The sequence below is a fragment of the Lentzea sp. NPDC042327 genome, assembly GCF_040647275.1.
Classification (GTDB): domain Bacteria; phylum Actinomycetota; class Actinomycetes; order Mycobacteriales; family Pseudonocardiaceae; genus Lentzea.
In genome coordinates this window covers 1-22079 of record NZ_JBEZBX010000028.1, presented here as the reverse complement: position 1 = coordinate 22079, position 22079 = coordinate 1, and the positions used below count along the sequence as shown (strand labels likewise).

Sequence of the window (22079 nt, the reverse complement as noted above, 5' to 3'; positions counted from 1 at the left end):
GGTCGACGTTCCTCGGCCGGTCCTCGCTTCTCGGGTCGTCCCCGGACCAGGTCGCGCGCCCTCGGCATGATGGCGTTGCGCCGCTTGGCCTTCGCCGCCCCGGTCCTGCTCGTGGTGAGCTTCGCGCTGTTCGTGCTCGCCAAGGCCTCCCCGTTCGACCCGGTCGAGCGCTACTTCGGCGTCCGCATCATCGGCGCCTCCCCGGAACGCGTCGCCCAGCTGCGCGAGAACTGGGGCGTCGACCAGCCCGTGGTGGCCCAGTACTGGGCCTGGCTGCGGCACGCGGTGGTCGGCGACCTCGGCGACTCGCTCTCCCTGCAGCAACCCGTGTCCGCCGTCATCGGCGACCGTCTCGGGTGGACGGTGCTGCTCGTGTCGGTCGGCTTCACCCTGGCGCTGCTGCTCGGACTGCTGCTGGGAACGGCCGCGGCGTGGCGGCAGGGCACGTGGCTGGACCGCGTGGTCACCGGCGGCTGCTACGCGCTGGAGGCCGCGCCCGTATTCTGGGTGGGGTTGGCGGTGCTGTACGTGTTCGCGCTGCAGCTGCGCTGGCTGCCCGGCGGCGGCGTGACGAGCGGGGCGGAGCCGGTCACCGTCGGCGGGGTCGCGGTGCACATGGTGCTGCCGGTGGCGGTGCTGGCGATCTCGCAGGCGCCGTGGTTCGTGCTGTTCGTGCGGCAGAACCTCCTCGAGTCCTTCACCCAGGACCACGTGATCGGCGCGCGGGCCCGCGGGCTGCCCGACCGGCTGGTGGTCACGGGGCACGCGCTGCGCACCTCGCTCCTGCCGTTCCTGACGCTGCTCGGGGCGCGGCTGCCCGAGCTGATCACGGGGGCGTTGCTGGTGGAGACGGTGTTCTCGTGGCCGGGCATCGCGCGCGCCACCGTGGAGGCGGCACTGAACGTGGACTTCGCGTTGCTCGGTGCCCTGACCGTGATGGCCACCGCCGTGGTGCTGGTGGGGAACCTCCTCGCCGACGTCCTCTACGCGCTCGCCGACCCGAGGGTGGCGGTCGATGGCTGACGGACTCCTGACTGCGGCCGGCTGCCCCTCGACCCGGCTGGCGGCCCCGACCTGGCTGGCAGTGCCGGGGTGGCTGGGCAGCGGTCCGCCCCCATCCGCGCTTCCTCACTTCGCGGGCGAACGAGTTGGGTACTTCCGGACATCAACCAGACGCGGCCAGGCGCGGATCAGGACAACGACCACCCGTCCGGGTGACGTACGGCGGGCCGAGATGGAGGCGGACCATGGCTGACCTGGCCTGGCGCAGTGCACCGCGTGCGCGGCTCACCGCTGCCGGACCGCCGCGGTCGCCTCGGCTGCGGCTGGTTCCGGCAGCGACCGTGCTGGTGGTCGTCGCGTTGGCGACCGTTGTTGTTCCGCTGGTCGTCGACCTCAACGAGCAGTACGTCGACCTCGCCGTGGCCAACCAGGCGCCGTCGGCGGCGCACCTGTTCGGCACCGACGAGCTTGGGCGGGACGTGCTGCTGCGGTGCATCTATGCGCTGCGTGTGTCGCTGACGGTGGGCATTGTCGCGGCGACCATCTCGGCGGTTGTCGGCACTGCGGTGGGTGCGCTGGCCGGGGCGGTCGGCGGGTGGGTCGACCGGGTGTTGATGCGGCTGGTCGACGCGATGGCGTCGGTGCCGCACCTGTTGCTGGGCATCGTGATCATCGCCGTGCTGCGGCCGAGCCTGACCGCGGTGATCATCTCGATCGCGCTCACCCACTGGCTCACGTCCGCGCGGATCGTGCGGTCGGAGGTGCTGTCGTTGAAGTCGCGGCCGTTCATCGATGCGGCCGTCGTCGGCGGTGCCGGCAGGACGAAGGTGCTGACGCGGCACCTGTTGCCGAACGTGGCGCCGCAGGTCTTGCTCGCGACCACGCTCATGGTGCCGCACGCGGTGTGGCACGAGACGGCGTTGTCGTTCCTCGGGCTCGGGCTGCCGCCGCACGCGGCGAGCATCGGCAACATGATCAACGACGCCCAGCGGTCGCTGCTGGTCGGCGGGTGGTGGATGTCGTTGGCGCCGGGGTTGCTGCTCGTCGTCACGACGCTCGCCGTGTCGGGCGTCAGCGGGGTGTGGCGGGACCGGTTGAACCCCAAGCGGCGCACGGAGCTGACGTGGTGAACCTCGAGGTCGAACGGCTGTCGGTGCGGTTCGCGTTGCCGGGGGCGACGGTCGACGCGGTCAGCGACGTGTCGCTGACCATCCGGCCCGGCGAGTGCGTCGCGCTCGTCGGGGAGAGCGGGTGCGGCAAGACGGTGCTGGCCAGCGCGCTGCTCGGGTTCCTGCCGGGCAACGCCCAGACCCGCGGGGCGGCACGGCTCGGCGAGCTCGACCTGCTCCAGGCCACGGACCACGAGCTGGCCACGAAGGTCCGCGGCCGGCAGATCGGGCTCATCCCGCAAAGCCCGGCCAGCCACCTCACGCCGGTGCGCACCGCGCGGTCGCAGCTCGAAGAAGCCGCGCGCACGCTCGGCGGCGACGCTGCCAGTGCCGCCGAACGCGCCGGGCTGCTGCCCGAACACCTCGACCGCTACCCGCACGAGCTGTCCGGCGGCATGGCGCAGCGCGTCGCGAACGCGTTGGCGCTGGTCGGCGACCCGTGGCTGCTCATCGCCGACGAACCGACCACCGGCTTGGACCGCGACCTGGTCGACGGGTTGCTCGACGAGTTCCGGCGCATGGTCGACGACGGGCACGCCGTCCTGCTCATCACCCACGACCTGGAGGCGGCGCACAAGATCGCCGACCGGATCGCGGTGATGTACGCGGGGCGGATCGTCGAGCTCGGACCCGCCCACGACGTGCTCGACAACGCGCGCCACCCCTACAGCCGCGGCCTGGCGGACGCCCTGCCCGACCGCGCCTTCACACCCATCCCCGGCCTGCCGCCGCTGCTGACCGACCTGCCGGTCGGTTGCGCGTTCGCCCCTCGGTGCGAGCAGGCCATGGCGATCTGCGAGGAACGGCCCGTGCTGACCGACGACCCGCACGCCGTCGCGTGCCACCGCCCGTGCTGAGCGCGCACGGCATCACCGCGGGCTACCGGCACCCGGTGATCACCGACTTCAGCCTCACCATCCCCTCCGGACGGACGATCGGGCTCGCCGGCCCGAGCGGGTCCGGCAAGTCCACTGTGGCGCGGGTGCTCGCGTTGCTGCACAAGCCGTTCGCGGGCACCGTGGAGATCGACGGCGACACGGTCACGGGCTACCGGTTCCGGGCACCGCAGCGCACCAAGATCGGTGTGCTGTTCCAGCAGCCGCGCCTGTCCGTCGACCCGCGCTTCACCCTGCGCAGGGCCATCGCCGAACCGCTCGGCAACAACCCCGGCCGCGTCGCCGAGCTCGCCGACCTCGTCATGCTCACCGAGGACCTGCTCGACCGCCGCCCGCACGAGGTGAGCGACGGCCAGCTGCAACGCGCCTGCCTCGCCCGCGCGCTCGCCCTGCGGCCCCGGTACCTGATCTGCGACGAGATGACCACGATGCTCGACGCCTCGACGACCGCCGCGCTGGTCGGCGTGATCCGCGCCTACCAGGCCGAGACGGACGCGGGCGTGCTCGCGATCTCGCACGACTCCCGGCTGCTCGCCCGGTGGGCCGATCAGACGTTCACCACCGCCTCCACGGTGACGTCGTCGCGGTAGCTGTCCGACGCTTGGCGGCACGTCGCACGCGGCGTTGGTCGGCATGAACCACACCCACCAGACCGAGACGGACGCGAACATGCGCGTGACCTCTCACGCACACAACGGTCTGGTCAGGCCTTCAGCACCGCCTCCACGATGACGTTGTCGCGGTAGCTGCCCGCCGCACGGTCGAACTCACCGCCGCACGTCACCAGCCGCAGCTCCGACAACGGTGTCGGGCCGTACACGCCCGCGGTCGGGAACTCCACCTTCTGCGTGGAGTACGACCGGTTCACCACGAACGTCAGCGCGCTGCCGTCCTCGCGTTCGACCAGCACCTCGGCGCCCGGTTGCAGCTCCGGTAATCGGTAGAACACGCCAGGGCCGGTCTTCGAGTCGACGTGGCCCGCGATCACCGCCGGGCCCGCGTCGCCCGGTTTGACGCCCTTCGCGTACCAGCCGGCCTGGTCCGCGCGGGTCGGCGGTTCAAGTGCGCCCGCGCCGTCGACCGCGAGGGCCTGCAGCTTCGTCTCCACCCCGATCGCCGGGATGCGCACCGTCACCGGCTCCGGTGCCTGGTCCGCGCCGGGGCCCTTGACGATGTAGATGAGCGTGACCACGATCGCCGCGGCCATCACCAGCTTGCCCTTGCCCATCAGCCGAACCGGAACAGGCGGTCGCGCACCGAGTACATGGCGAGGCCGACGACGAGCGCGATGACGAGCGCGGTCAGCCAGTCCCAGCCGCCCGCCATGCCGCCGAAGCCGGTCTCCTGGCCGCCGCTCGGCACGACCTCGGCGCTCTTCGCGTCGGTCCGCAGCTCGATGCGGCGTGCGCTGACCAGCAGCGAGTAGACCGCGCCGGGTTCGGTCGTCACGTCGAGCTGGGTCGAGTCCTTGCCGCGCGGCAGCACCTGCAAGGGGTCGTCGTCGGGCAGGAGCACGACGTACCCGGTCGTGCTGTTCGCCTGCACGCCCCGGTGGATGAAGGAGCCCGACCGCACGACGTCCATCTCGGCGTCACCGGCGTTGATCACGCGCAGCCGCGCCTGACCGTTGACCGGCAGGCTGATGTCGTCCTCCAGGACCTTCATCGTGCTCGCCAGGTCGACCACCGTGTACGCCTTGCCCTCGGCGGCCTGCACGAGCACCGAGCGCAGCACCGGCGCGTTCGGGTCCGCGGTGCGGAACTCGACGAGGTGCTCGCCGGGGGCGACCCGCCGGTAGTCGTCGAGCGCGGCGTAGTCGAAGCCGCCGAGCGCCGTGCCGTCCAGGCTCACCTCCACCCGCGCCTGGTCCACCGAGAAGTGCCCGATGCGGATGTACGTGCCACTGGCAGCCTGCGCCGGCGCGGCGCTCAGCAGCAACAACAGCACAACGGCGATGAACCGCACGGCAGACCTCCCCTCACCGGACCACGCCAACGGTAGCGTGCCGCACCGACAATTCTCGCGTCGTTCCCACCGCTCACAACCCGGCCAGATCCGGTCGCCCGCCGGGACGCGTCACCGTGTCGCCCGATGCCTTCACGGCGAGCCGTGCGGCTTCTTCCGGCGTGGAACCGTTCGTGAGCGCATAGGTCAACGCCGCGATGAACGCGTCTCCTCCTCCGGTCGTGTCCACCACCTCCGCGTCACCCAACGGCAGCACCAGCTCGCCTCCGTCCCAGACGAACACGTTGCCCTCGCCGTTGACCGCGAACGCCACGAGCCCCGGCCCTTCGACCGAACGGGCCGCCGCCAGGGCGTCGTCGGTCGAGGTGATCTTGCGTCCGGTCAGCAGCTCGGCCTCCCGGTGATCGGCCCGCAGCACGTCAGCGCAGGCCAGCAGCTCGTCGCGGAACTCCTCCGGCGCACCGTCGAGCACCACGACACCGCGTGCCGACCGGGCCGCCTTGAGCGCCACCTCGGGCGGTAGCTGGAGCTGGACGACGACGGCCTTCGCCGCGGCGATCACGTCGAGCGGGAGGTCTTCCTCGCGCACCGGCTCCCGCAGGTCCTCCAGGTACCGCCACCCGTCCGCCACGAGGTCGACGATCAACGCCGACACGCCCCGCCGCACCACACCCGCCGTGCCGATGCCGTCCGCGGCCGCCCGCGCGACCAGCCGCTCACCGACGCCGTCCTCCCCGACCACGCCGACCAGCTCGACCGCCGCACCGAGCTGGGCCAGGCCGACGGCGATGTTCGCGCCCTTGCCGCCGAGCATCTCCCGGCGCTGCCGCACCTGGCTCGTGCCACCGGAACCGGGCACCTCGTCGACGACGAGCACCAGGTCACGCGCTATCTGCCCCACCACGACGATGTTGTCCACGGCGCCGGGGTACCCAGCCTGCGGCACGGGACCTCCGGATTCACCCGGCGAATAACGGTTGCGCGCCTTCGCATACTGGCCTCGTGACGCGACACCTCGCCGAGCTGCGGACCCTGAAGCGGCACCGCCGTGCCTTCACCCTCGACCACGAGCGCGCCGCGTTCAAGGAACAGGTCCGCGCCCACCGCGCCGCCCTGGCCGAACGCCGAGCCGCGCACACCACGCTCACGCTGCCCGCGCAGCCGAAGCGCTCCCAGCCCGCGCTGCCGCACTTCGTGTCCGACAACGGAACCCCGGCGCGGCTCTGCCCGCAGTTGCCGGACCCGGCGTCCTACGCCGTCGTGGTCATGCTCCCGCAGGTCCGGGTGGTCGACCGCATCGAGGCGTTCTCGTTGCACGCCCGCAAGTCCGCCGCTCTCAAGCGGATCGTGCTGGGTGCGCGGGAGGTGTTCGCGTCCGTGCTCGGCCTGACGCATCCGGCGGCGCGCTCGCTCACGCCCTCCGGCCGGTACGTGCACACGTCGCCGCACCCGGTTCGCGGGCGGGACTTCGGCACCGACTGACGGCGCTCAGCCGGGAGCGAAGCGGTCCGTGACGTCCTCGCCGCCGGACAGCACCAGCACGGGCATGGCGCCGTGCTTGACGTGTCCGTGCACCCGGTCGGCTTGGCCGCGGCCGAACTTGAGGACCCTGCCGTGGCGCACCAGGTACAGCAGCCCCGCCTCGTCGGGCCGCGAACGCTTGCGCAGCAACGCGACCTCGCCGGTCTCGTCGTTGCGGTCCCACGTGCCGTGCGACTTGGTCAGCCAGCGGAAACCGGTCCACGGCAGGCCGTGCACAGCAGGCACCAGGCGACGTCAGCGATTTCCTTGCGCGGCAACCTGGTCATGCAGTTGGTGCACTGCTTCACGTTGTCGTCCTCCCCCGGCGGGAAGGCCTATTCCAACGCTCGGCGCAGCCGTGAGGAGACCAGCGCGTGCCGCGGGTCGGCGGCCGGCAGCAGCCCGTGCAGCCGCTCCAGCACCTCGGCGTCCTCCACGTTGTCCGCGAACGACACCAGCGCGTCGACGTCACCGGCGTCGATCACCTGCCGGCGCAACGCCGCGGTCAGGTCGTCGCGTTCCTCCCGCACGACCGGCGCGTCCGACCGGGCCAGCAGCTCACCGGGGTAGGCGGCGACGGAGCGGCCCTCGCGCAACGCGGCGCGCACGTCCAGGAAGTCACCGCTCAGCTCCACGTTGAGGCGGTAGGGCCTGGTCAGGAGCGCGGTGCCGAGCTGGGCGCGCAACCGGTGCAGCTCGGCGCGGACCGTCGTCGGGTTGCCGCGCTCGCCGTAGAGCTGCAACGCCAGCTGTTCCGCGGTGAGGCCGCGCGGGTGCAGCGCCAGCGCCGTGAGCACCTCGGCGTTGCGCAGCGTGAGCGACAGCGGGCGTCCGTCGAGGGTCGCGGCCAGCCCGCCGAGGAAGGTGAGCGCCAGCACCGGCCTGCGCGGCCGCAGGTGGCTCCGCAGGTGGTGTTCCGCGAGCTGGGCGGCGGCGGAGACCAGCGGCGCGACGGCCGGGTGCATCGTCTTCAACGGGCCGCTCACGTCGACCACGCCCAGCAACGTGCCGGTGCGCGGGTCGCGGATGGGGCTCGCCGCGCACGTCCACGTGTGGCACCGGCGCACCAGGTGCTCGTTCGAGTGCACGGTCACCGGGCGGCCGGTCGCGAGCGCCGTGCCCATCGCGTTCGTGCCGATGGCGTCCTCGCTCCACCGCGAGCCCTCGGTCAGGTGGACGCGCTCCGCGGTGTGCCGGGTCTTGTTGTCGCCTTCGCACCACAGGATCGTGCCCGTGGTGTCGGTGACGATCATGATCGTCTCGTCCATCGCGAGGGTGTGCCGCAGCACCGGCAGGGCAGCCGCCAGCGGGTGGTCCCCGCGCAGGTGCGCGACCTCGTCCGGTGCGAGCACCACCGGCGCCTCGTGCCGGTCGGGGTCGACGCTGGCCGCGAGGGACCGCTGCCACGACTCGGCGATCACCGGCCGCGCCACTTCGCGAGGCTGCATCACACCAGGATGACTGCCGCACGCGCGGTCCGGACTACTCCTTTCGGATGCAACGTCGATGAAACGTTGCCCTCCCTAGCGTCGTCACCGGTTCGCAACGATGCGGGAGGCGAGACGATGACGAAGTACGCGGCCCCGGGCCAGCCCGGCAGCGTGGTGACGTACCGCGACCGGTACGACCACTTCATCGGCGGGGAGTACGTCCCTCCCGCCAAGGGCGAGTACTTCGCCAACCCGACCCCGGTGACCGGTGAGGACTTCACCGAGATCGCCCGCGGCACCGCGGAGGACGTCGAACGCGCGCTGGACGCCGCCCACGGCGCCGCCCGAGCGTGGGGCAAGACCTCCCCCTCCGCCCGCGCCCAGGTGCTCAACCAGATCGCGGACCGCATGGAGGACAACCTCGAGGCGCTCGCCGTGGCCGAGTCGTGGGAGAACGGCAAGCCCGTCCGCGAGACGCTGGCCGCCGACCTGCCGCTGGCCGTGGACCACTTCCGCTACTTCGCGGGCGTGATCCGCGCCCAGGAGGGCGGCATCTCGCAGATCGACGAGGACCTGGTCGCCTACCACTTCCAGGAGCCGCTGGGCGTGGTCGCGCAGATCATCCCGTGGAACTTCCCGCTGCTCATGGCCACCTGGAAGCTCGCACCGGCACTCGCGGCGGGCAACGCGGTGGTGCTCAAGCCGGCCGAGCAGACCCCGGCGTCCATCCACGTGCTGATGGAGCTCATCGCCGACCTGCTGCCACCCGGTGTCCTCAACATCGTGAACGGCTTCGGCGTCGAGGCCGGCAAACCGCTCGCGTCCTCCCGCCGCATCGCGAAGGTCGCGTTCACCGGCGAGACCACCACCGGCCGGCTGATCATGCAGTACGCCAGCGAGAACATCATCCCGGTGACGCTGGAGCTCGGCGGCAAGTCGCCCAACGTGTTCTTCTCCGACGTGGCGGCCTCCCGCGACGCCTTCTACGACAAGGCCCTCGAGGGCTTCACGATGTTCGCGCTGAACCAGGGCGAGGTCTGCACCTGCCCGTCCCGCGCGCTGATCCAGGACTCGATCTACTCGGACTTCCTCGGCGACGCCGTCGAACGGACGAAGGCGATCAAGCAGGGCAACCCCCTCGACACCGACACGATGATCGGCGCCCAGGCCTCCAACGACCAGTTGGAGAAGATCCTGTCCTACATCGACATCGGCAAGCAGGAGGGCGCCCGCGTCCTCACCGGTGGTGAGCGGGCCGACCTCGGCGGCGAGCTCTCCGGCGGCTACTACGTCACCCCGACGGTGTTCGAGGGCGACAACAAGATGCGCGTCTTCCAGGAGGAGATCTTCGGCCCGGTCGTCGCCGTGACGTCGTTCTCCGACTACGACGACGCCATGAAGACCGCCAACGACACCCTCTACGGCCTCGGCGCCGGTGTCTGGTCCCGCGACGGCTCCATCGCCTACCGCGCGGGCCGCGACATCCAGGCCGGCCGCGTGTGGGTGAACAACTACCACTCCTACCCCGCGCACGCCGCGTTCGGCGGCTACAAGCAGTCCGGCATCGGCCGCGAGAACCACCGCGTGATGCTCGACCACTACCAGCAGACGAAGAACCTGCTGGTCAGCTACTCGCAGAACGCCCAGGGCTTCTTCTGATGGCACGGGTCGACCTGACCTCGGAGGCGGCGGACCTGCTCCGCCGCCTCCGGGCGTCGCACGGCGAGCTGATGTTCCACCAGTCCGGCGGCTGCTGCGACGGGTCGGCGCCGATGTGCTACCCGGCAGGGGAGTTCCGGACCGGGTCGTCGGACGTGCACCTCGGGGACCTGGCCGTGGACTCGGATGCCGACTCGTTCTCCGTTCCCGTGTGGATGTCGGCGGCGCAGTTCGAGTACTGGAGCCACACGCACCTGACGATCGACGTGGTGAAGGGGCGCGGGAGCGGGTTCTCGCTGGAGGCACCGCTCGGGGTGCGGTTCCTGGTCCGGTCGCGGCTGCTGACCGACGACGAGCTCTGAGGAGCTCAGTCCAAGGCAGCCGCCAGCACCGCGAGATCCGTGAACGCCGGGTTCCGCGGCACCTCCGTCACGAAGTCCGCACCGGAGTCCCAGTCCCACTCCTCCGCCTCCTCCCCCAGCCGTTCGACCAGCTCTCGGCCGGGCGCAGGCCCTCCACCACCGCGGTCAGGTCGCGTGCAGCGACGAAGCGCGCGCCGTCGCCGCCGACGGACAGCACAGACAGCCAGCCGTCCGCGTCGGCCGGCCACAGGTTCGCGCCCGTCTCCGCCCGGAACAGCACCGTGGCCTCAGCGGGACCGGACAGGAACTCGCCGGCCGCGGCGAACATCAGCAGGGCGGTGAGCTCGGTCAGCCCGATGAGGTGCGCGGACCGCGCGGAAGCGGGTGAACGAGCAGTCGAAGCCGCTCTCGAAGGCGTACAGCGCCGCGAACCGGTCACGCGGGCTCCCCTGCCCGGTGTGTCCATCCAGGACCTGGACCGAGCCGGCGACAGAAATCGGAGCATCTACCGTGCGGGCATGACGATCGAGCCGTTGCACGACACCGGCTGGCGTGCCTTCGCCAGCGACAACTACGCCGGGGTGCTGCCGGAGGCGCTCGCCGCCATCGCCGCGGCGAACGGCGGGCACCAGGTGTCGTACGGCGAGGACGTCTACACGGCACGGTTGCAGGAGGTCGTGCGGGAACGGTTCGGGGAGCGCGCGGAGGCGTTCCCGGTCTTCAACGGCACCGGTGCGAACGTCATGGCGCTCACCAGCGTCTTGCCCCGGTGGGGCGCGGTCGTCTCGGCGGCCACCGCGCACATCAACGTCGACGAGGGCGGTGCGCCGGAGCGGATGACCGGGCTCAAGGTGCTGACCGTGCCCACGCCGGACGGCAAGCTCACGCCGGAGCTGATCGCCGCGGAGGCGTGGGGCTGGGGCAACGAGCACCGGGCGCAGCCGCTGGCCGTGAGCGTCTCGCAGACCACCGAGATGGGCACCCTCTACACGCCCGATGAGCTGCGGGCGATCTGCGACTACGCGCACGAGCGGGACATGGCCGTGCACGTGGACGGCGCGCGGCTGTGGAACGCGGCCGCCGCGCTCGGGGTGCCGTTCCGCGAGTTCACCACCGCCGCGGGCGTGGACGTCATCAGCCTCGGTGGCACGAAGGCGGGGTTGCTGGGCGCGGAGGCGGTGGTCGTGCTCGACCCCGGCCGGGCGACCGGGCTGCGGTACCTGCGCAAGCTGATGATGCAGCTGCCGAGCAAGATGCGGTTCGCGTCCGCGCAGCTGCTCGCGCTGTTCGACGGCGACCTCGGGGTGCGGTCGGCGGCGCACGCGAACGCGATGGCGGCACGGCTGCGGGCGGCGCTGGAGGAGGTTCCCGGGCTCGCGTTCACGCAGGAGACGGCGGCGAACGCGCTGTTCGTGACGTTGCCGGTCGAGGTCGCCGACCGGATCCGAAAGCGGGTGCGGTTCTACGACTGGGACCGGGCGCGCGGGGAGGTGCGGTGGATGACGGCGTGGGACACGACCGAGTCCGATGTGGACCGGTTCGTCGCGGTCGTCCGGGAGGAGCTCGGCGCGTAGCCGGACCGCAACGTCAGGGAAGTCCCAAGTTTGTGCGGGTGAACTGGACCACAGCCGACGGTGGGCACACGATTCCCAGCCATGAACGTCCTGCTGGCTTTCGCTCTCACCGCCGCGAGCGTCACGACGCCCGTGCACCTGCCGCCCACGGCGCCGTGCCCGGCGAACGTCCCGGCCGACACCCGCTGTTACGAGGGCCGGGACGCGAACGGCGCCTACTACACCGTTGCCGTGCCGAAGCACTGGAACAAGACGCTGGTCGTGCACTCGCACGGCGGTCCGGACCTCGGCGAGCCCACGCCCGAGCGCACCCGTGACGACCTGAACCGCTGGGCCGTCATGGTGAAGGAGGGCTACGCGTGGGCCGGCACGTCCTACCGCCGGGGCGGGTACGGCACGCGGATGGCCGCCGAGGACACGGACAACCTGCGCAGGATGGTCAGCTCGACGCTGAAGCCGCGCAAGGTGTACCTGCACGGGCAGTCGTGGGGCGGCAACGTCGCGGCCAAGACCATCGAGCTGTACAAGGGCTACGACGCGGCACTGCTCACCAGCGGGGTCATGGCCGGCGGGTCGAAGGGCTACGACTACCGGGTCGACCTGCGGGTGGTCTACCAGTACTACTGCGGCAACCACCCGCGCCCCACCGAGGCGCAGTACCCGTTGTGGATGGGGCTGCGCAAGGACTCCACGATGACCACGGCCGGGCTGCGGAGCCGGATCGAGGAGTGCCTGGGCACCGCGGGCAACCGCACGGCTGAACAGCAGCAGAAGCTCAATGACGTCCTGGCCGTCACGAAGATCCCCGAGTCCACCTTGAACTCGCACCTGAACTTCGCGACGTTCACGTTCCGCGACATCGTCCACAACCGGCTGGGCGGCCGGAACCCGTGGAGCAACGCGGGCGTGCGGTACCAGGGCTCGCACGACGACGCCGCGCTCAACGCCGGGGTCGAGCGGTTCTCGCCGGACCCGCAGGCACGCGCGGAACTGGCCTACGACAGCGACCTCACCGGCAAGATCGACATCCCGGTGCTCTCGCTGCACGCGATCGGCGATCCCACGGCGTTCGTCGAGCACGAGTCGGCCTACAAGCAGCAGGTGCTCAAGGCCGGGCGGTGGTGGAACCTCGTGCAGACGTTCACCACCGAGTCCGAGCACAGCGCGCTCAGCGACTCCGAGTACGCCTCGGCGGTGCAGTCGCTGGAGCGCTGGGAGCGGACCGGGCTGCGGCCGAACCCGTTCTCCGTCGCGGCCAGGTGCCCCCGCAACGACGAGACGTACGGCTCCGGCTGCTTCTTCGACCCGCGGTACCAGCCGAAGCCCTACGAGTCGCGCGTGCTCCCGCGGTCGTGACCGCCGCTCGGGCCGGAGGTGCAGGCCTCCGGCCCGAGCAGCGGTGCGCTACCGGCCCTGCAGGCGCTTCACGTTGTCGCCGAACGTCCAGCCCTTCGAGCCGTCCCAGTTGATCGACCAGGTCATCAGGCCCTTGAGCTGGCCACCGAAGCTGTTCCACGCCTGCCCCACCAGAGAGGGCGACATGTACCCGCCACCGGCACCGGGCTGGGCGGGCAGGCCGGGGACCTGCTTGTCGTAGGGCACCCGGATCGTGGTGCCCTGGATGACCAGCCCCTTGTTGAGGCACTGGGTCTGCGCCACGAACCCCTGCACGGTGCCGGCGGAGTAGCTGTCACCGGAGCAGCCGTACATGGACCCGTTGTAGTACTGCATGTTCAGCCACCACAGGCGGCCGTTGTCGGCGTACTTCTTGATGATCGGCAGGTACGCGCCCCAGATCGAGCCGTAGACGACGCTGCCGCCGGTCACGTACGCCGTCTCCGGCGCCATCGTCAGGCCGAACCCGGCGGGCATCGCCGCGAGCACCCCGTCGATGATCCGGATCAGGTTGGTCTGCGACGGCGACAGCTGGGTGATGCTGCCGCTGCCCACCAGACCGGTCTCGACGTCGATGTCGATGCCGTCGAAGTTGTACTTCTTCAGGATCGGCACGACGGTCGCGATGAACCGGTCCGCGACGGCGGACGAGCTCAGGTCGATGCCGGCCGTCGCGCCGCCGATCGAGAGCAGGATCGTGGCGCCCGCGGCCTTCGCCGCGCACATCTCGGCCGGCGTCGCGACCTTCACCGTCGCGTCCATCCCGTCCTCCCACAGCACCGTGCCGTCGGAGCGGATCACCGGGAAGGCCGCGTTGATCACGTTGTAGCCGTGCTGGGCGATCCGGCTGTCGTTGATCGGGGTCCAGCCGAACGGCGGGTGCACGCCGTTCGAGGCACCGTCCCAGTTCTCCCAGTAGCCGTGCAGCACTTTTCCGGCCGGCCGGGGCTTGAGGGCGCACGTGTCGGCCGCCTGGGCAGCGGTCGACGGGACCAGGACGGCGGTCATGAGCAGAAGCAGGGCTGTCAACACCGAACGTGCGGACATTCGCTCACCTTTCGCGTTCAGGCGGCGACCCGCTGTCATTCAAGCACGAAATGGTCCAGACCTCTAGGCGGGATGTTCGGCGCACAGGCACGCGACGCCCGGTTCGATCCACTCGCGGCCCTCCCACTCGGGGTGCCGCGCGATCATCAGCTCCCGCACCTCCTCCGCGACCAGCTCGGAACCACGCCGCCGCCACGTCTCGTCGCGCAGTTCGGCCAAGTAGGACCGCACGTCCGCAAGCACCTCCTGCCCGCCGAGGTCGCCGTGACCGGGCACCACGACGGACGGCCGCAGCGAGCTCAGCCGGTCCAGCACGTCGATCCAGCCCAGGCCGGACACGTCGGTGTCGTGCGGCGGGAACCACGGGAAGATCGCGAACTGCCCGGTCTCGGCGAGGTCGCCGGTGAACAGGACGCCGGCGTCGGGCACCTCGACCACCTGGTCGCCCAGCGTGTGGCCGCGCCCCGTGGCCCGCAGCCGCACCACCCGGCCACCGAGGTCCAGGTCGTACGAGTCGTGCACGACGTCCGGCACCGGCACCTCGACGCCTTCCAGCCGGCGCGCGACCACGTCGCTCAGCCCGCGGAACATCTGCAGATAACCGGCGCCCTTGCGGTCCAGATCGGCGGCCTGCGCGCGGTTCACCAGGTACGTGGCCTCCCCCGCGAACACCTGCGCGCCGAACGCGTGCTCCGGGTGGAAGTGCGTCGTGGTCAGGTAGATCCGGCGGCCGCGCGCCACCTCCTGGGCGAACGCCAGCACGGCGGAGGCGTTCTCCACGCCCAAGCCGGTGTCCACGACGAGCACCGCCGCGGAACCGCCGATCACACCGATGTTCGGCACGAGCGGCACGCGTTCGCCGGGCACCACCAGCAGGTCGCGGGCGATCTCGACCGCGCCTTCCACCCGGACGACCGGGTCCATGAGCTCCATGACCACCAGCTCACCCGCGGGACCGCGCGCTGTCCAAGACCGGCTCCGCACACCCGATACCGGGCCGGTATCGTCGCTGATCGTGGAGCTGCGCACCCTGCGGTACTTCGTCGCCGTCGCCGAGGAGCTCCACTTCGGCCGCGCCGCCGCGAGACTGCACCTGAGCCAGCCGCCGCTGAGCCGGGCGATCAAGCAGCTGGAGCACGACCTGGGCGCCGTGCTGCTGCACCGCTCCCCCGCGGGCGTCGCGCTCACGCCGGCCGGTCGCCTGCTCCTGCACGGGGCGCGCGACCTGCTGGACCGGGCGGACCGCCTGCGCGACCGGGTCGCGGGCGCGGCCACCCTCACGATCGGCGTGCTCGCCGACAGCTCCGACCAGGGCGCGACCCGGCTGGCGGCCGCGTTCCGGCGCGAGCACCCGGACGTCGAGGTGCTGGTCCGCGAGACCGACCTCACCGACCCGACCTGCGGCCTGCGGGCCGGGCTCGTGGACGTGGCGCTGACCAGGGCGCCGTTCGACCTGACCGGGCTGAGCACCCACGAGCTGCGCGGCGACCCGGTCGGCGTGGTGCTGCGCGCGGACGATTCCCTGGCACAGCACGGGGAACTGCGGCTCGCCGACCTCGCGGACCGCCGCTGGTTCCGGTTCCCCGAGGGCACCGACCCGGCCTGGCAGAGCTACTGGCACGGCGGCGAGCCCCGTGAGGGCCCGGTCGTGCGCGCGGTCCAGGAGTGCCTGCAAGCCGTGCTGTGGAACGGAACCGTCGGCATGACCCCGTTGGGACACACCCCACCGGCCGAGCTCGCCGTCGTGCCGCTCACCGACATGGCACCGAGCCGCGTCGTCGTGGCGTGGCAGGACGGCGACCCGAACCCGCTGATCAGCTCGCTGGTCCGGACCGCCGTCACGGCGTACGCCTAGCGCAGGGCGGCCTGCAGGTCGTAGACGCCCAGGGTCTCCTCGGAGACCTTCCACAGCAGTGCCGCTGACTCCTCGTCCTGCGCGTACGGGGCCAGGCCGCGGTAGCTGCCCGGCAGCACGGCGGTAGTCGTGATCCCCTCGGCGGCCCACCGCTTGCCGGCCTCGATCGCGAACAGGATGTTCGCGGTCTTGGACTGGCCGTAGGCCTGCCAGCGGTCGTACTCGCGGTGCTCGAAGTGGAGGTCGTCGAACACGACATCGCTCTTGAGGTGCGCGGACGAGCTGACGTTCACCACGCGCGCACCGTCGGCCCGCAACGAGTTGAACAGCCCGAGCGTGAGCGCGAAGTGCCCGAGGTGGTTGGTCGCGAACTGCAGCTCCCAGCCCTCGGCGGTGCGGGTCAACGGCGTGGCCCGCACCTCGGCGTTGTTGACCAGCAGGTGCAGCGGGCCGTCCCAGTCGCGCGCGAACGCCTTCACCGACTGCTGGGACGCGAGGTCCAGCCGTGCGGCTGAGATCCGCTTGTTGCCGGTGGCCACCATCAGCTCCACGGCCACCCGTTGCGCGGCATCGAGGTCACGTGCCGCGATGGTCACCTCGGCGCCCGCGACGGCCAGCGCGCGCACGGTCTCGACACCGATCCCCGACGCCCCGACGGTCACGATCGCGCGGCGGCCGGAGAGGTCAGCGCCCTCGACGACGTCCAGTGCGGTGGTCTCGAACCTGGTGTTCATCACTGTTCCCCAACGTTGAGCGTGTCCTCGGAGACCTTCCACAGCTGTGCGGCGGCCTCCGGGTCGTGTGCGTATGCGGCGAGCCCGGCCGAACCGGTGGCGGGCAAGGCCTGGTTGCAGTCTTCGAAGTAGAGCCCCGACCGCCCGTCGACCAGCGGCGAGACGGCGAGCACGAGCGTGGTGGCCGCGCCCTGCTCCGGCGTCTTGAGCCGCACCGGCCGGTCGCCGCCGCGCAGCCGGCGCCGTTCCTCCAGCTCCTCCGGCGTGATGTGCCGCTGCAGGTTCGTCAGGATCGCGCCCGGCATCAGCGCGTTCATCGTGATCCCCTCGGCGCCCCAGCGCTTCCCGGCCTCGACGCCGAACAGGACGTTCGCGGTCTTGGACTGGCCGTAGGCCTGCCAGCGGTCGTACTCGCGGCGCTCGAAGTGGATGTCCTCGAACACCACCGGGCTCGAGAGGTGACCGGCCGAGCTGACGTTCACGACGCGTGCGCCCTCGGCCCGCAGCGCGTCGAACAAGCCCAGCGTCAGCGTGAAGTGGCCGAAGTGGTTGGTGGCGAACTGGATCTCCCAGCCCTCCGGTGTGCGGGTCAGCGGCGTGGCCATGACGCCGGCGTTGTTGACCAGCAGGTGCAGCGGCCCGTCCCAGGACCGCGCGAACGCCTTGACCGACTCCTGGTCCGCGAGGTCCAGCGGCGCCACGAGGACGTTCTTGTTGCCCGTCGACTCGGCGAGCGACGCGGCCACGCGCCCGCCCACCTCGACGTTGCGGGCCGCGATGGTGACCTCGGCGCCGGCTGCGGCCAGTGCCCGCACGGTCTCGACGCCGATGCCCGACGCCCCACCGGTGACCACGGCGCGGCGGCCGGACAGGTCGACGCCGTCGATGACCTCGAGAGCGGTGGTCTCGAAGCCGAACGGGGTGGTGATGCGCTCCGTCATCTGCTTTCCCCAACCTGTCGTACACTGAAACGGAGGTTCCTCCGGTTCGAGTTCCACACTAACCGGAGGCCCCTCCGGTTAGCAAGTGATCCCACGGGGAGAGTTCGAAGTGCGTGCTGATGCCGCCCGCAACCGGGCGTTGCTGCTCGAGGTGGCGCTCGACGCGTTCACCCACGGGAAGGACGTGACGCTCGGCGCCGTCGCCAAGAAGGCGGGCGTCGGGATCGGCACGCTGTACCGGCACTTCCCCACCCGCGAGGCGCTGATCGAGGCCGTCTACCGCGCGGAGCTGGAGAAGCTCTGCGACCTGACCCCGCTCGCCGGCCTGCCGGCCGAGGAGGCGCTGCGGGCGTGGATGGACCGCTTCACCGCCTACATCGCGACGAAGCGCGACCTCAAGGACGCGTTGCAGGCGGTGATCGCGAGCGGCGTGAACCCGTTCGAGCACAGCCGCGCGAAGATGGTCGGCGCGTTGCGGGAGCTGCTGGAACCGCTGGGTGCCCGCAACGAGCCCGCGGACGTGATGGCGATGCTCGTGGCCGTCGCCCAGAACGACGACCCGGCTCAGGCCCGCAGGATGCTCGACCTCGTCATGGACGGGATTCGCTTCGGCGCTGCTCGAACCGCTCCACCAGCGCCGGCACCTCGCTGAGCAGGAACTCGTAGAAGTCCCGCATGTAGACCAGCCGCTCACGGGCGGGCCCCGGCTCGACCGACTCGACCCCGCGTGCGACGGCGTCGAGGATGTCGTCGATCGGGGCGTGCTGGCGGCCGTAGAGCGTCGTCCACGCCCGGTCGCGCATCCGGTAGTGCTCACGGCGGCTGCCCTGCACCGGCACGCGTTCGATCAGCCCCATCTGCATGACCATCTTGACCGCGCCGGACACCGACCCCGCGCTCGCGCCGAGCTCCTCGCTCAGGTCGCCCGCGGTCAGCGAGTCCTCGTCGGTGAACAGGAACGCGGCGAGCACGCGCGCGGCCATCCGCTGCATCCCGGCGCCGACCAGCGTCAGCGCCAGGTGCTCGGCCACCTGCCTGCGGTCTGTCTCGCCCGTCACAGTGCCCCAGCCTTCAGAAATTTCTGAACGTTCGCTAGCCTCAATCCTAGGGGGAAGGGGCAGGTCATGGCCACAGCACTCGTCGTCGGAGCCGGGACCGCCGGGCTCGCGACCGCTCTCCGGCTGGCCCGCAGCGACTGGCACGTCGTCGTCCTGGACCACGGCGTGCGGCAGGAACCGATGCCGGTGCTCGGACCGGACCGCCACGCCGCCCGCCGGCTCGCCGCGCTGCCGCACCCGCTGCACTACGAGACCCGCCACGACCCGGTCACCGCCCTGTGCCCGGACCGGTTCGGTGTCACCGTCGCGTTCCCCGGTCACGACGAGTGGTTCGACATCGTCGTGTGCGCGCAACCCTGCTGCCAGGCGGAGCGATTACCGGGCCTGCGCCTCGACGCCTGGTCACGCGACCACGTGGCGCTGCTCCACCGGGCCGTGCGGGACACACGGCTGCCGCTGAGCTCGGCGGAGGCACTGGCGGACGGACTCGACCTGCACCGCGACCACCGCGACGCGTTCTCGTGGTGGGAGAGCACATTAAGACCGCATACCACCGCCGTTAGGCGGTCCTTTACTCGCGCCGGGTAAGCCTGCGAGGCATGACCACGTTACGGAGACGCACCTTCATCGTGGGAAGTCTCGCCGGAGCGAGCGCGGGTGTGTTCGTGCCCCGGCTGGCCAACGCGATCGGCTACCCCTTCACCCTGGGCGTCGCGTCCGGTGAACCGGCGGCCGACGGGTTCGTGATCTGGACCCGCCTCGCCCCCACCCCCCTCAACGCCGACGGTCTCGGCGGCATGCCGAACACCACCACCTCCGTCGAGTGGCAGGTCGCCACCGACGAGCGCTTCACGGGCATCGCTCGCACCGGCACGGTCACCGCGGTGCCGGCGAGTGCGCACTCCGTCCACGTCACGCTGACCGGCCTGGAACCGGGCCGCGAGTACTGGTACCGCTTCCGCGCCGACGGCCACATCTCCCCCGTCGGCCGCGCGGTCACCGCACCGGCCGCCGGCACCTCCCCCGAGCTGTCCATGCTCTTCGCGTCCTGCTCGCACTACGAGGAGGGCTACTTCACCGCCTACCGCAGGATGGCCGAGGAGCACCCGCACCTGATCCTGCACCTGGGCGACTACATCTACGAGGGCGCGGCCACCACCACGAAGGTCCGCAAGTTCGCACCCGCCGGCGAGATCAGCACGCTCGCGAACTACCGGGTGCGGCACGCGCAGTACAAGACCGACCCGGACCTGCAGGCCGCGCACGCGACCGCGCCGTGGCTGGTCGTGTGGGACGACCACGAGGTCGAGAACAACTACGCCAACCTGGTCCGCAACGACTCCAGCCCTGCCGGTGACTTCAAGGCCCGCCGGGCGGCGGCGTACAAGGCGTACTACGAGCACATGCCGCTGCGCTCCGCCCAGGCCCCGAGCGCGGAGAACATGCTGCTGCACCGCAGGGTCCGCTGGGGCAGCCTGGCGACGTTCCACCTGCTCGACACCCGCCAGTACCGCGACGACCAGGCGTGCGGCGACGGCACGAAGGTCTGCCCGGACGCCGACGCCACGGCCCGCACGCTCACCGGCACCGCTCAGGAGTCGTGGCTGGTCGACGGCCTGCGGCAGAAGCTCGGCACCTGGGACTTCCTGGGCCAGCAGGTGTTCTTCGCCCAACGGCTGGCCGCCGCGGACGGGTCGAAGAGCATGGACGCCTGGGACGGCTACACCGCCAACCGCACGCGCATCCAGAACGCGTGGGACACCAACGGCAACAAGGGCACCGTCGTGCTCACCGGCGACGTGCACCGCAGCTGGGCCGCGAACCTCATGCAGTCCTACCAGTCGCAGAACCGGATCATCGGCACCGAGCTGGTGACCACGTCCGTCACCTCCGGCGGTGACGGCAACGCCGCCGACAACAGCCTCAACCCGACGCTCAACCCGCACGTGAAGTTCTTCAAGAACCTGCGCGGCTACGTGAAGACCCGCACCACGAGCACCGAGATGCGGGTCGACTTCCGCGCCGTCGACAAGGTCACCGTCCGCGACTACCCGGTGAAGACCGTGCAGAGCTACGTGGTCGAGGCGGACAACCCCGGATTGCAGGCGCCGTGAAGACATTGCTGATCGCCTCGTTGCTCCTCGCCCCCGCCCCCATGACGTGGTCCACGGTCAACAGCGACTCGACCGGTGACCAGGACAACGCCGCCGTCTCCGCCACCCGCAACGGCTACACGGCCGTCGTGTGGGAGGACGACCGCGACGCCGCCACCCCCGAGGACCCGGTCCACTCCGACGTCTGGATCCGGCTCTACCGGGAGGGCACGCCGGTCTACGAGAAGAAGCTGAGCACCGGCGGCACCGGCGACTGGCGGCACTGGCAGCCCGACGTCGCGCTGCACGAGGACGGCAGCGCTGTCGTCGTGTGGTCGGAGGACCCGGACGGCAACGGCTACTACAACATCGCGGTCCGCCAGGTGTCGGCCACCGGGACGGTCTCCGGTTCCGGCACCGCCAACGCGAGCGCCGACGGCCAGCAGCACTTCCCGAGCGTGGCGGCGGACCCGGACACCGCGCACTTCGCCGTGACGTGGGAGGACGAGCAGGGCACCAACCCGTCGACCGTCCGGATCGCCGGGTTCGCGTCCCTGACCAGCAAGACCTACGAGGCCCAGGTCAACAACGCCGGTGGCACGCACGCCAAGCCGCAGGTCGCCATGGGTGCGGCCGCCAACGCGGTCGTGGTGTGGGAGGCCGATGCGACCGTGGCCCGCAAGATCCTCACCCCGTCCGGTGGCGTGAAGCAGGCGCAGACCACGACGGGAACGGGAAAACGTCCCGCCGTGGCGGCCAACTTCAACGGCGACTTCGCGGTCGCGTGGGAGAGCGCCGGGGTGCGGACCCAGTCGTTCACCGCGGCCGGTGCGGCCACCGGGACGACCGCGCAGACCACCGGCGCCGACCCGCAGATCGGGGTCGACGACCAGCGCGGCGTCGCGGTGACCACGGCCGAGGCGCAGGACGTGCACACGGTGGTCTACAACCCGGACGGCACCACCACGGGCCGGCCGCCGCGGCAGCTCACGGTCTCGACCGCCACCGGCAGGCAGGACGAACCGGCCGTGGGCGTCGACCCGTGGGGCCGCGTCAGCGTCGTCTACACCGACGACAACGACGGCAACGGGTTCGACCAGGTCTACCTCGGCCTGGGCCTCACGACCCAGGCGTGGTGAGCTGAGCCCCTGGCCAGAAGCCTTGCCCGCCCCCTCGTTGCTTCCCAAGGATGTTGAGTTGGTGGTGCTTGCAGACGCCAGCAGAGCCAGGGGCGAAGGCATGACAGCTGGCAACCTGCCTAGCGGAGGTCCAGGGGCCTGCGGCGCGGGGGGTCCGGCACCCCCCCACGCGGGGGACACAACCCCCGCACGGCGGAGGGGTGGGGGGCGGGGGGCCCCAGAAACGCGGCGCCGGGCAC

25 protein-coding genes are annotated in these 22079 nt (G+C 71.3%); 14 read left to right on the top strand and 11 right to left on the bottom strand.

All coding sequences use genetic code 11. The features are described from left to right. Window positions 1-69 precede the first annotated feature (69 nt). The 4 genes from AB0A63_RS38935 (at window position 70) to AB0A63_RS38920 (ending at window position 3657) form a co-directional block, all read left to right on the top strand. The gene (locus AB0A63_RS38935) at window positions 70-1023 is read left to right on the top strand and encodes an ABC transporter permease (RefSeq protein ID WP_360401268.1); all 954 of its coding nucleotides are present in this window, start codon (window positions 70-72) and stop codon (window positions 1021-1023) included. Between the two features lie 224 nt (window positions 1024-1247). Beyond that, window positions 1248-2132 carry an ABC transporter permease gene (locus tag AB0A63_RS38930; RefSeq protein ID WP_360401266.1) on the top strand — a complete coding sequence of 295 codons (885 nt, stop codon included), beginning with the start codon at window positions 1248-1250 and terminating at the stop codon, window positions 2130-2132. Continuing rightward, entirely contained in the window at window positions 2126-3028 is a 903-nt protein-coding gene (locus tag AB0A63_RS38925; RefSeq protein WP_360401263.1) for an ABC transporter ATP-binding protein, read from the top strand. Before AB0A63_RS38930 ends, AB0A63_RS38925 begins: the two co-directional genes overlap by 7 nt. Next, window positions 3022-3657: an ATP-binding cassette domain-containing protein gene (locus tag AB0A63_RS38920; protein WP_360401260.1), complete on the top strand. Its 636-nt coding sequence runs from the start codon at window positions 3022-3024 to the stop codon at window positions 3655-3657. The genes AB0A63_RS38925 and AB0A63_RS38920 overlap by 7 nt, the downstream gene beginning before the upstream one ends. Before the next feature lie 113 nt (window positions 3658-3770). Here the strand turns inward: AB0A63_RS38920 and AB0A63_RS38915 are convergent, their stop codons facing one another. The 3 genes from AB0A63_RS38915 to AB0A63_RS38905 form a co-directional block, all read right to left on the bottom strand. Next, complete coding sequence (locus AB0A63_RS38915) at window positions 3771-4295, bottom strand: class F sortase (RefSeq protein WP_360401257.1); 525 nt, start codon at window positions 4293-4295, stop codon at window positions 3771-3773. Next, entirely contained in the window at window positions 4295-5032 is a 738-nt protein-coding gene (locus AB0A63_RS38910) for a DUF4397 domain-containing protein (RefSeq protein ID WP_360401254.1), read from the bottom strand. Before AB0A63_RS38910 ends, AB0A63_RS38915 begins: the two co-directional genes overlap by 1 nt. Before the next feature lie 73 nt (window positions 5033-5105). Then, window positions 5106-5978, bottom strand: a complete 873-nt coding sequence (locus AB0A63_RS38905) for a PfkB family carbohydrate kinase (RefSeq protein WP_360401251.1) — start codon at window positions 5976-5978, stop codon at window positions 5106-5108. Window positions 5979-6034: 56 nt separating this feature from the next. Between AB0A63_RS38905 and AB0A63_RS38900 the strand changes: the two genes are divergently transcribed. After that, window positions 6035-6514 carry a hypothetical protein gene (locus AB0A63_RS38900; RefSeq protein WP_360401248.1) on the top strand — a complete coding sequence of 160 codons (480 nt, stop codon included), beginning with the start codon at window positions 6035-6037 and terminating at the stop codon, window positions 6512-6514. Between the two features lie 6 nt (window positions 6515-6520). Here AB0A63_RS38900 and AB0A63_RS38895 read toward each other — a convergent pair whose 3' ends face one another. Next, the gene (locus AB0A63_RS38895) at window positions 6521-6799 is read right to left on the bottom strand and encodes a hypothetical protein (protein WP_360401245.1); all 279 of its coding nucleotides are present in this window, start codon (window positions 6797-6799) and stop codon (window positions 6521-6523) included. Between the two features lie 89 nt (window positions 6800-6888). After that, window positions 6889-8001, bottom strand: a complete 1113-nt coding sequence (locus tag AB0A63_RS38890; protein WP_360401242.1) for a GAF domain-containing protein — start codon at window positions 7999-8001, stop codon at window positions 6889-6891. Window positions 8002-8118: 117 nt separating this feature from the next. On the opposite strand from AB0A63_RS38890, the gene AB0A63_RS38885 reads away from it, so the two are divergent. Continuing rightward, entirely contained in the window at window positions 8119-9642 is a 1524-nt protein-coding gene (locus AB0A63_RS38885; RefSeq protein WP_360401239.1) for an aldehyde dehydrogenase family protein, read from the top strand. Beyond that, window positions 9642-10004, top strand: coding sequence for a DUF779 domain-containing protein (locus AB0A63_RS38880; RefSeq protein ID WP_360401236.1), 363 nt, complete (start codon window positions 9642-9644; stop codon window positions 10002-10004). The genes AB0A63_RS38885 and AB0A63_RS38880 overlap by 1 nt, the downstream gene beginning before the upstream one ends. Before the next feature lie 67 nt (window positions 10005-10071). On the opposite strand, the gene AB0A63_RS38875 is transcribed toward AB0A63_RS38880, so the two are convergent. Then, entirely contained in the window at window positions 10072-10443 is a 372-nt protein-coding gene (locus AB0A63_RS38875; protein ID WP_360401233.1) for a hypothetical protein, read from the bottom strand. A gap of 79 nt (window positions 10444-10522) precedes the next feature. Between AB0A63_RS38875 and AB0A63_RS38870 the strand changes: the two genes are divergently transcribed. Then, a complete protein-coding gene (locus AB0A63_RS38870) occupies window positions 10523-11578 on the top strand; it encodes a beta-eliminating lyase-related protein (protein ID WP_360401230.1) in 1056 nt (351 codons plus the stop codon). A gap of 81 nt (window positions 11579-11659) precedes the next feature. Beyond that, entirely contained in the window at window positions 11660-12934 is a 1275-nt protein-coding gene (locus AB0A63_RS38865; protein ID WP_360401227.1) for a hypothetical protein, read from the top strand. A 48-nt stretch (window positions 12935-12982) separates the two neighbouring features. Here AB0A63_RS38865 and AB0A63_RS38860 read toward each other — a convergent pair whose 3' ends face one another. Both AB0A63_RS38860 and AB0A63_RS38855 read right to left on the bottom strand, forming a co-directional pair. Next, window positions 12983-14020, bottom strand: a complete 1038-nt coding sequence (locus tag AB0A63_RS38860; RefSeq protein ID WP_360401224.1) for a chitinase — start codon at window positions 14018-14020, stop codon at window positions 12983-12985. 63 nt (window positions 14021-14083) lie between these two features. After that, complete coding sequence (locus AB0A63_RS38855; protein ID WP_360401221.1) at window positions 14084-14953, bottom strand: MBL fold metallo-hydrolase; 870 nt, start codon at window positions 14951-14953, stop codon at window positions 14084-14086. Window positions 14954-15035: 82 nt separating this feature from the next. On the opposite strand from AB0A63_RS38855, the gene AB0A63_RS38850 reads away from it, so the two are divergent. Next, on the top strand, window positions 15036-15875 hold the full coding sequence (locus AB0A63_RS38850) for a LysR substrate-binding domain-containing protein (RefSeq protein WP_360401218.1): 840 nt from the start codon (window positions 15036-15038) through the stop codon (window positions 15873-15875). Here the strand turns inward: AB0A63_RS38850 and AB0A63_RS38845 are convergent. Continuing rightward, window positions 15872-16609, bottom strand: a complete 738-nt coding sequence (locus AB0A63_RS38845; protein ID WP_360401215.1) for an SDR family NAD(P)-dependent oxidoreductase — start codon at window positions 16607-16609, stop codon at window positions 15872-15874. The two genes, AB0A63_RS38850 and AB0A63_RS38845, sit on opposite strands and share 4 nt — an antisense overlap. After that, window positions 16609-17550, bottom strand: a complete 942-nt coding sequence (locus tag AB0A63_RS38840) for an SDR family NAD(P)-dependent oxidoreductase (RefSeq protein WP_360401212.1) — start codon at window positions 17548-17550, stop codon at window positions 16609-16611. Before AB0A63_RS38840 ends, AB0A63_RS38845 begins: the two co-directional genes overlap by 1 nt. 109 nt (window positions 17551-17659) lie before the next feature. On the opposite strand from AB0A63_RS38840, the gene AB0A63_RS38835 reads away from it, so the two are divergent. After that, a complete protein-coding gene (locus AB0A63_RS38835) occupies window positions 17660-18202 on the top strand; it encodes a TetR family transcriptional regulator (RefSeq protein ID WP_360401209.1) in 543 nt (180 codons plus the stop codon). Here the strand turns inward: AB0A63_RS38835 and AB0A63_RS38830 are convergent. Further along, window positions 18141-18608: a MarR family transcriptional regulator gene (locus AB0A63_RS38830; RefSeq protein WP_360401206.1), complete on the bottom strand. Its 468-nt coding sequence runs from the start codon at window positions 18606-18608 to the stop codon at window positions 18141-18143. The genes AB0A63_RS38835 and AB0A63_RS38830 overlap by 62 nt on opposite strands. 66 nt (window positions 18609-18674) lie before the next feature. Between AB0A63_RS38830 and AB0A63_RS38825 the strand changes: the two genes are divergently transcribed. From AB0A63_RS38825 to AB0A63_RS38815, 3 genes are read left to right on the top strand one after another with little or no spacing between them, the layout of a single operon-like run. Beyond that, a complete protein-coding gene (locus AB0A63_RS38825) occupies window positions 18675-19196 on the top strand; it encodes an FAD-dependent oxidoreductase (protein WP_360401203.1) in 522 nt (173 codons plus the stop codon). Between the two features lie 11 nt (window positions 19197-19207). Then, window positions 19208-20722: an alkaline phosphatase D family protein gene (locus AB0A63_RS38820; protein ID WP_360401200.1), complete on the top strand. Its 1515-nt coding sequence runs from the start codon at window positions 19208-19210 to the stop codon at window positions 20720-20722. Further along, window positions 20719-21840, top strand: a complete 1122-nt coding sequence (locus AB0A63_RS38815) for a hypothetical protein (protein WP_360401197.1) — start codon at window positions 20719-20721, stop codon at window positions 21838-21840. Before AB0A63_RS38820 ends, AB0A63_RS38815 begins: the two co-directional genes overlap by 4 nt. Window positions 21841-22079: the final 239 nt, after the last annotated feature.

What these genes read in the sequence shown, in the direction of transcription:
- AB0A63_RS38820 (WP_360401200.1), top strand. Translation starts at nt 19,208, where the DNA reads ATGACCACGTTACGGAGACGCACCTTCATCGTGGGAAGTCTCGCCGGA.
- AB0A63_RS38885 (WP_360401239.1), top strand. Translation starts at nt 8,119, where the DNA reads ATGACGAAGTACGCGGCCCCGGGCCAGCCCGGCAGCGTGGTGACGTAC.
- AB0A63_RS38930 (WP_360401266.1), top strand. Translation starts at nt 1,248, where the DNA reads ATGGCTGACCTGGCCTGGCGCAGTGCACCGCGTGCGCGGCTCACCGCT.
- AB0A63_RS38935 (WP_360401268.1), top strand. Translation starts at nt 70, where the DNA reads ATGGCGTTGCGCCGCTTGGCCTTCGCCGCCCCGGTCCTGCTCGTGGTG.
- AB0A63_RS38855 (WP_360401221.1), bottom strand. Translation starts at nt 14,953, where the DNA reads ATGGAGCTCATGGACCCGGTCGTCCGGGTGGAAGGCGCGGTCGAGATC.
- AB0A63_RS38880 (WP_360401236.1), top strand. Translation starts at nt 9,642, where the DNA reads ATGGCACGGGTCGACCTGACCTCGGAGGCGGCGGACCTGCTCCGCCGC.
- AB0A63_RS38840 (WP_360401212.1), bottom strand. Translation starts at nt 17,550, where the DNA reads ATGACGGAGCGCATCACCACCCCGTTCGGCTTCGAGACCACCGCTCTC.
- AB0A63_RS38890 (WP_360401242.1), bottom strand. Translation starts at nt 8,001, where the DNA reads ATGCAGCCTCGCGAAGTGGCGCGGCCGGTGATCGCCGAGTCGTGGCAG.
- AB0A63_RS38845 (WP_360401215.1), bottom strand. Translation starts at nt 16,609, where the DNA reads ATGAACACCAGGTTCGAGACCACCGCACTGGACGTCGTCGAGGGCGCT.
- AB0A63_RS38870 (WP_360401230.1), top strand. Translation starts at nt 10,523, where the DNA reads ATGACGATCGAGCCGTTGCACGACACCGGCTGGCGTGCCTTCGCCAGC.
- AB0A63_RS38860 (WP_360401224.1), bottom strand. Translation starts at nt 14,020, where the DNA reads ATGTCCGCACGTTCGGTGTTGACAGCCCTGCTTCTGCTCATGACCGCC.
- AB0A63_RS38865 (WP_360401227.1), top strand. Translation starts at nt 11,660, where the DNA reads ATGAACGTCCTGCTGGCTTTCGCTCTCACCGCCGCGAGCGTCACGACG.
- AB0A63_RS38915 (WP_360401257.1), bottom strand. Translation starts at nt 4,295, where the DNA reads ATGGGCAAGGGCAAGCTGGTGATGGCCGCGGCGATCGTGGTCACGCTC.
- AB0A63_RS38825 (WP_360401203.1), top strand. Translation starts at nt 18,675, where the DNA reads ATGGCCACAGCACTCGTCGTCGGAGCCGGGACCGCCGGGCTCGCGACC.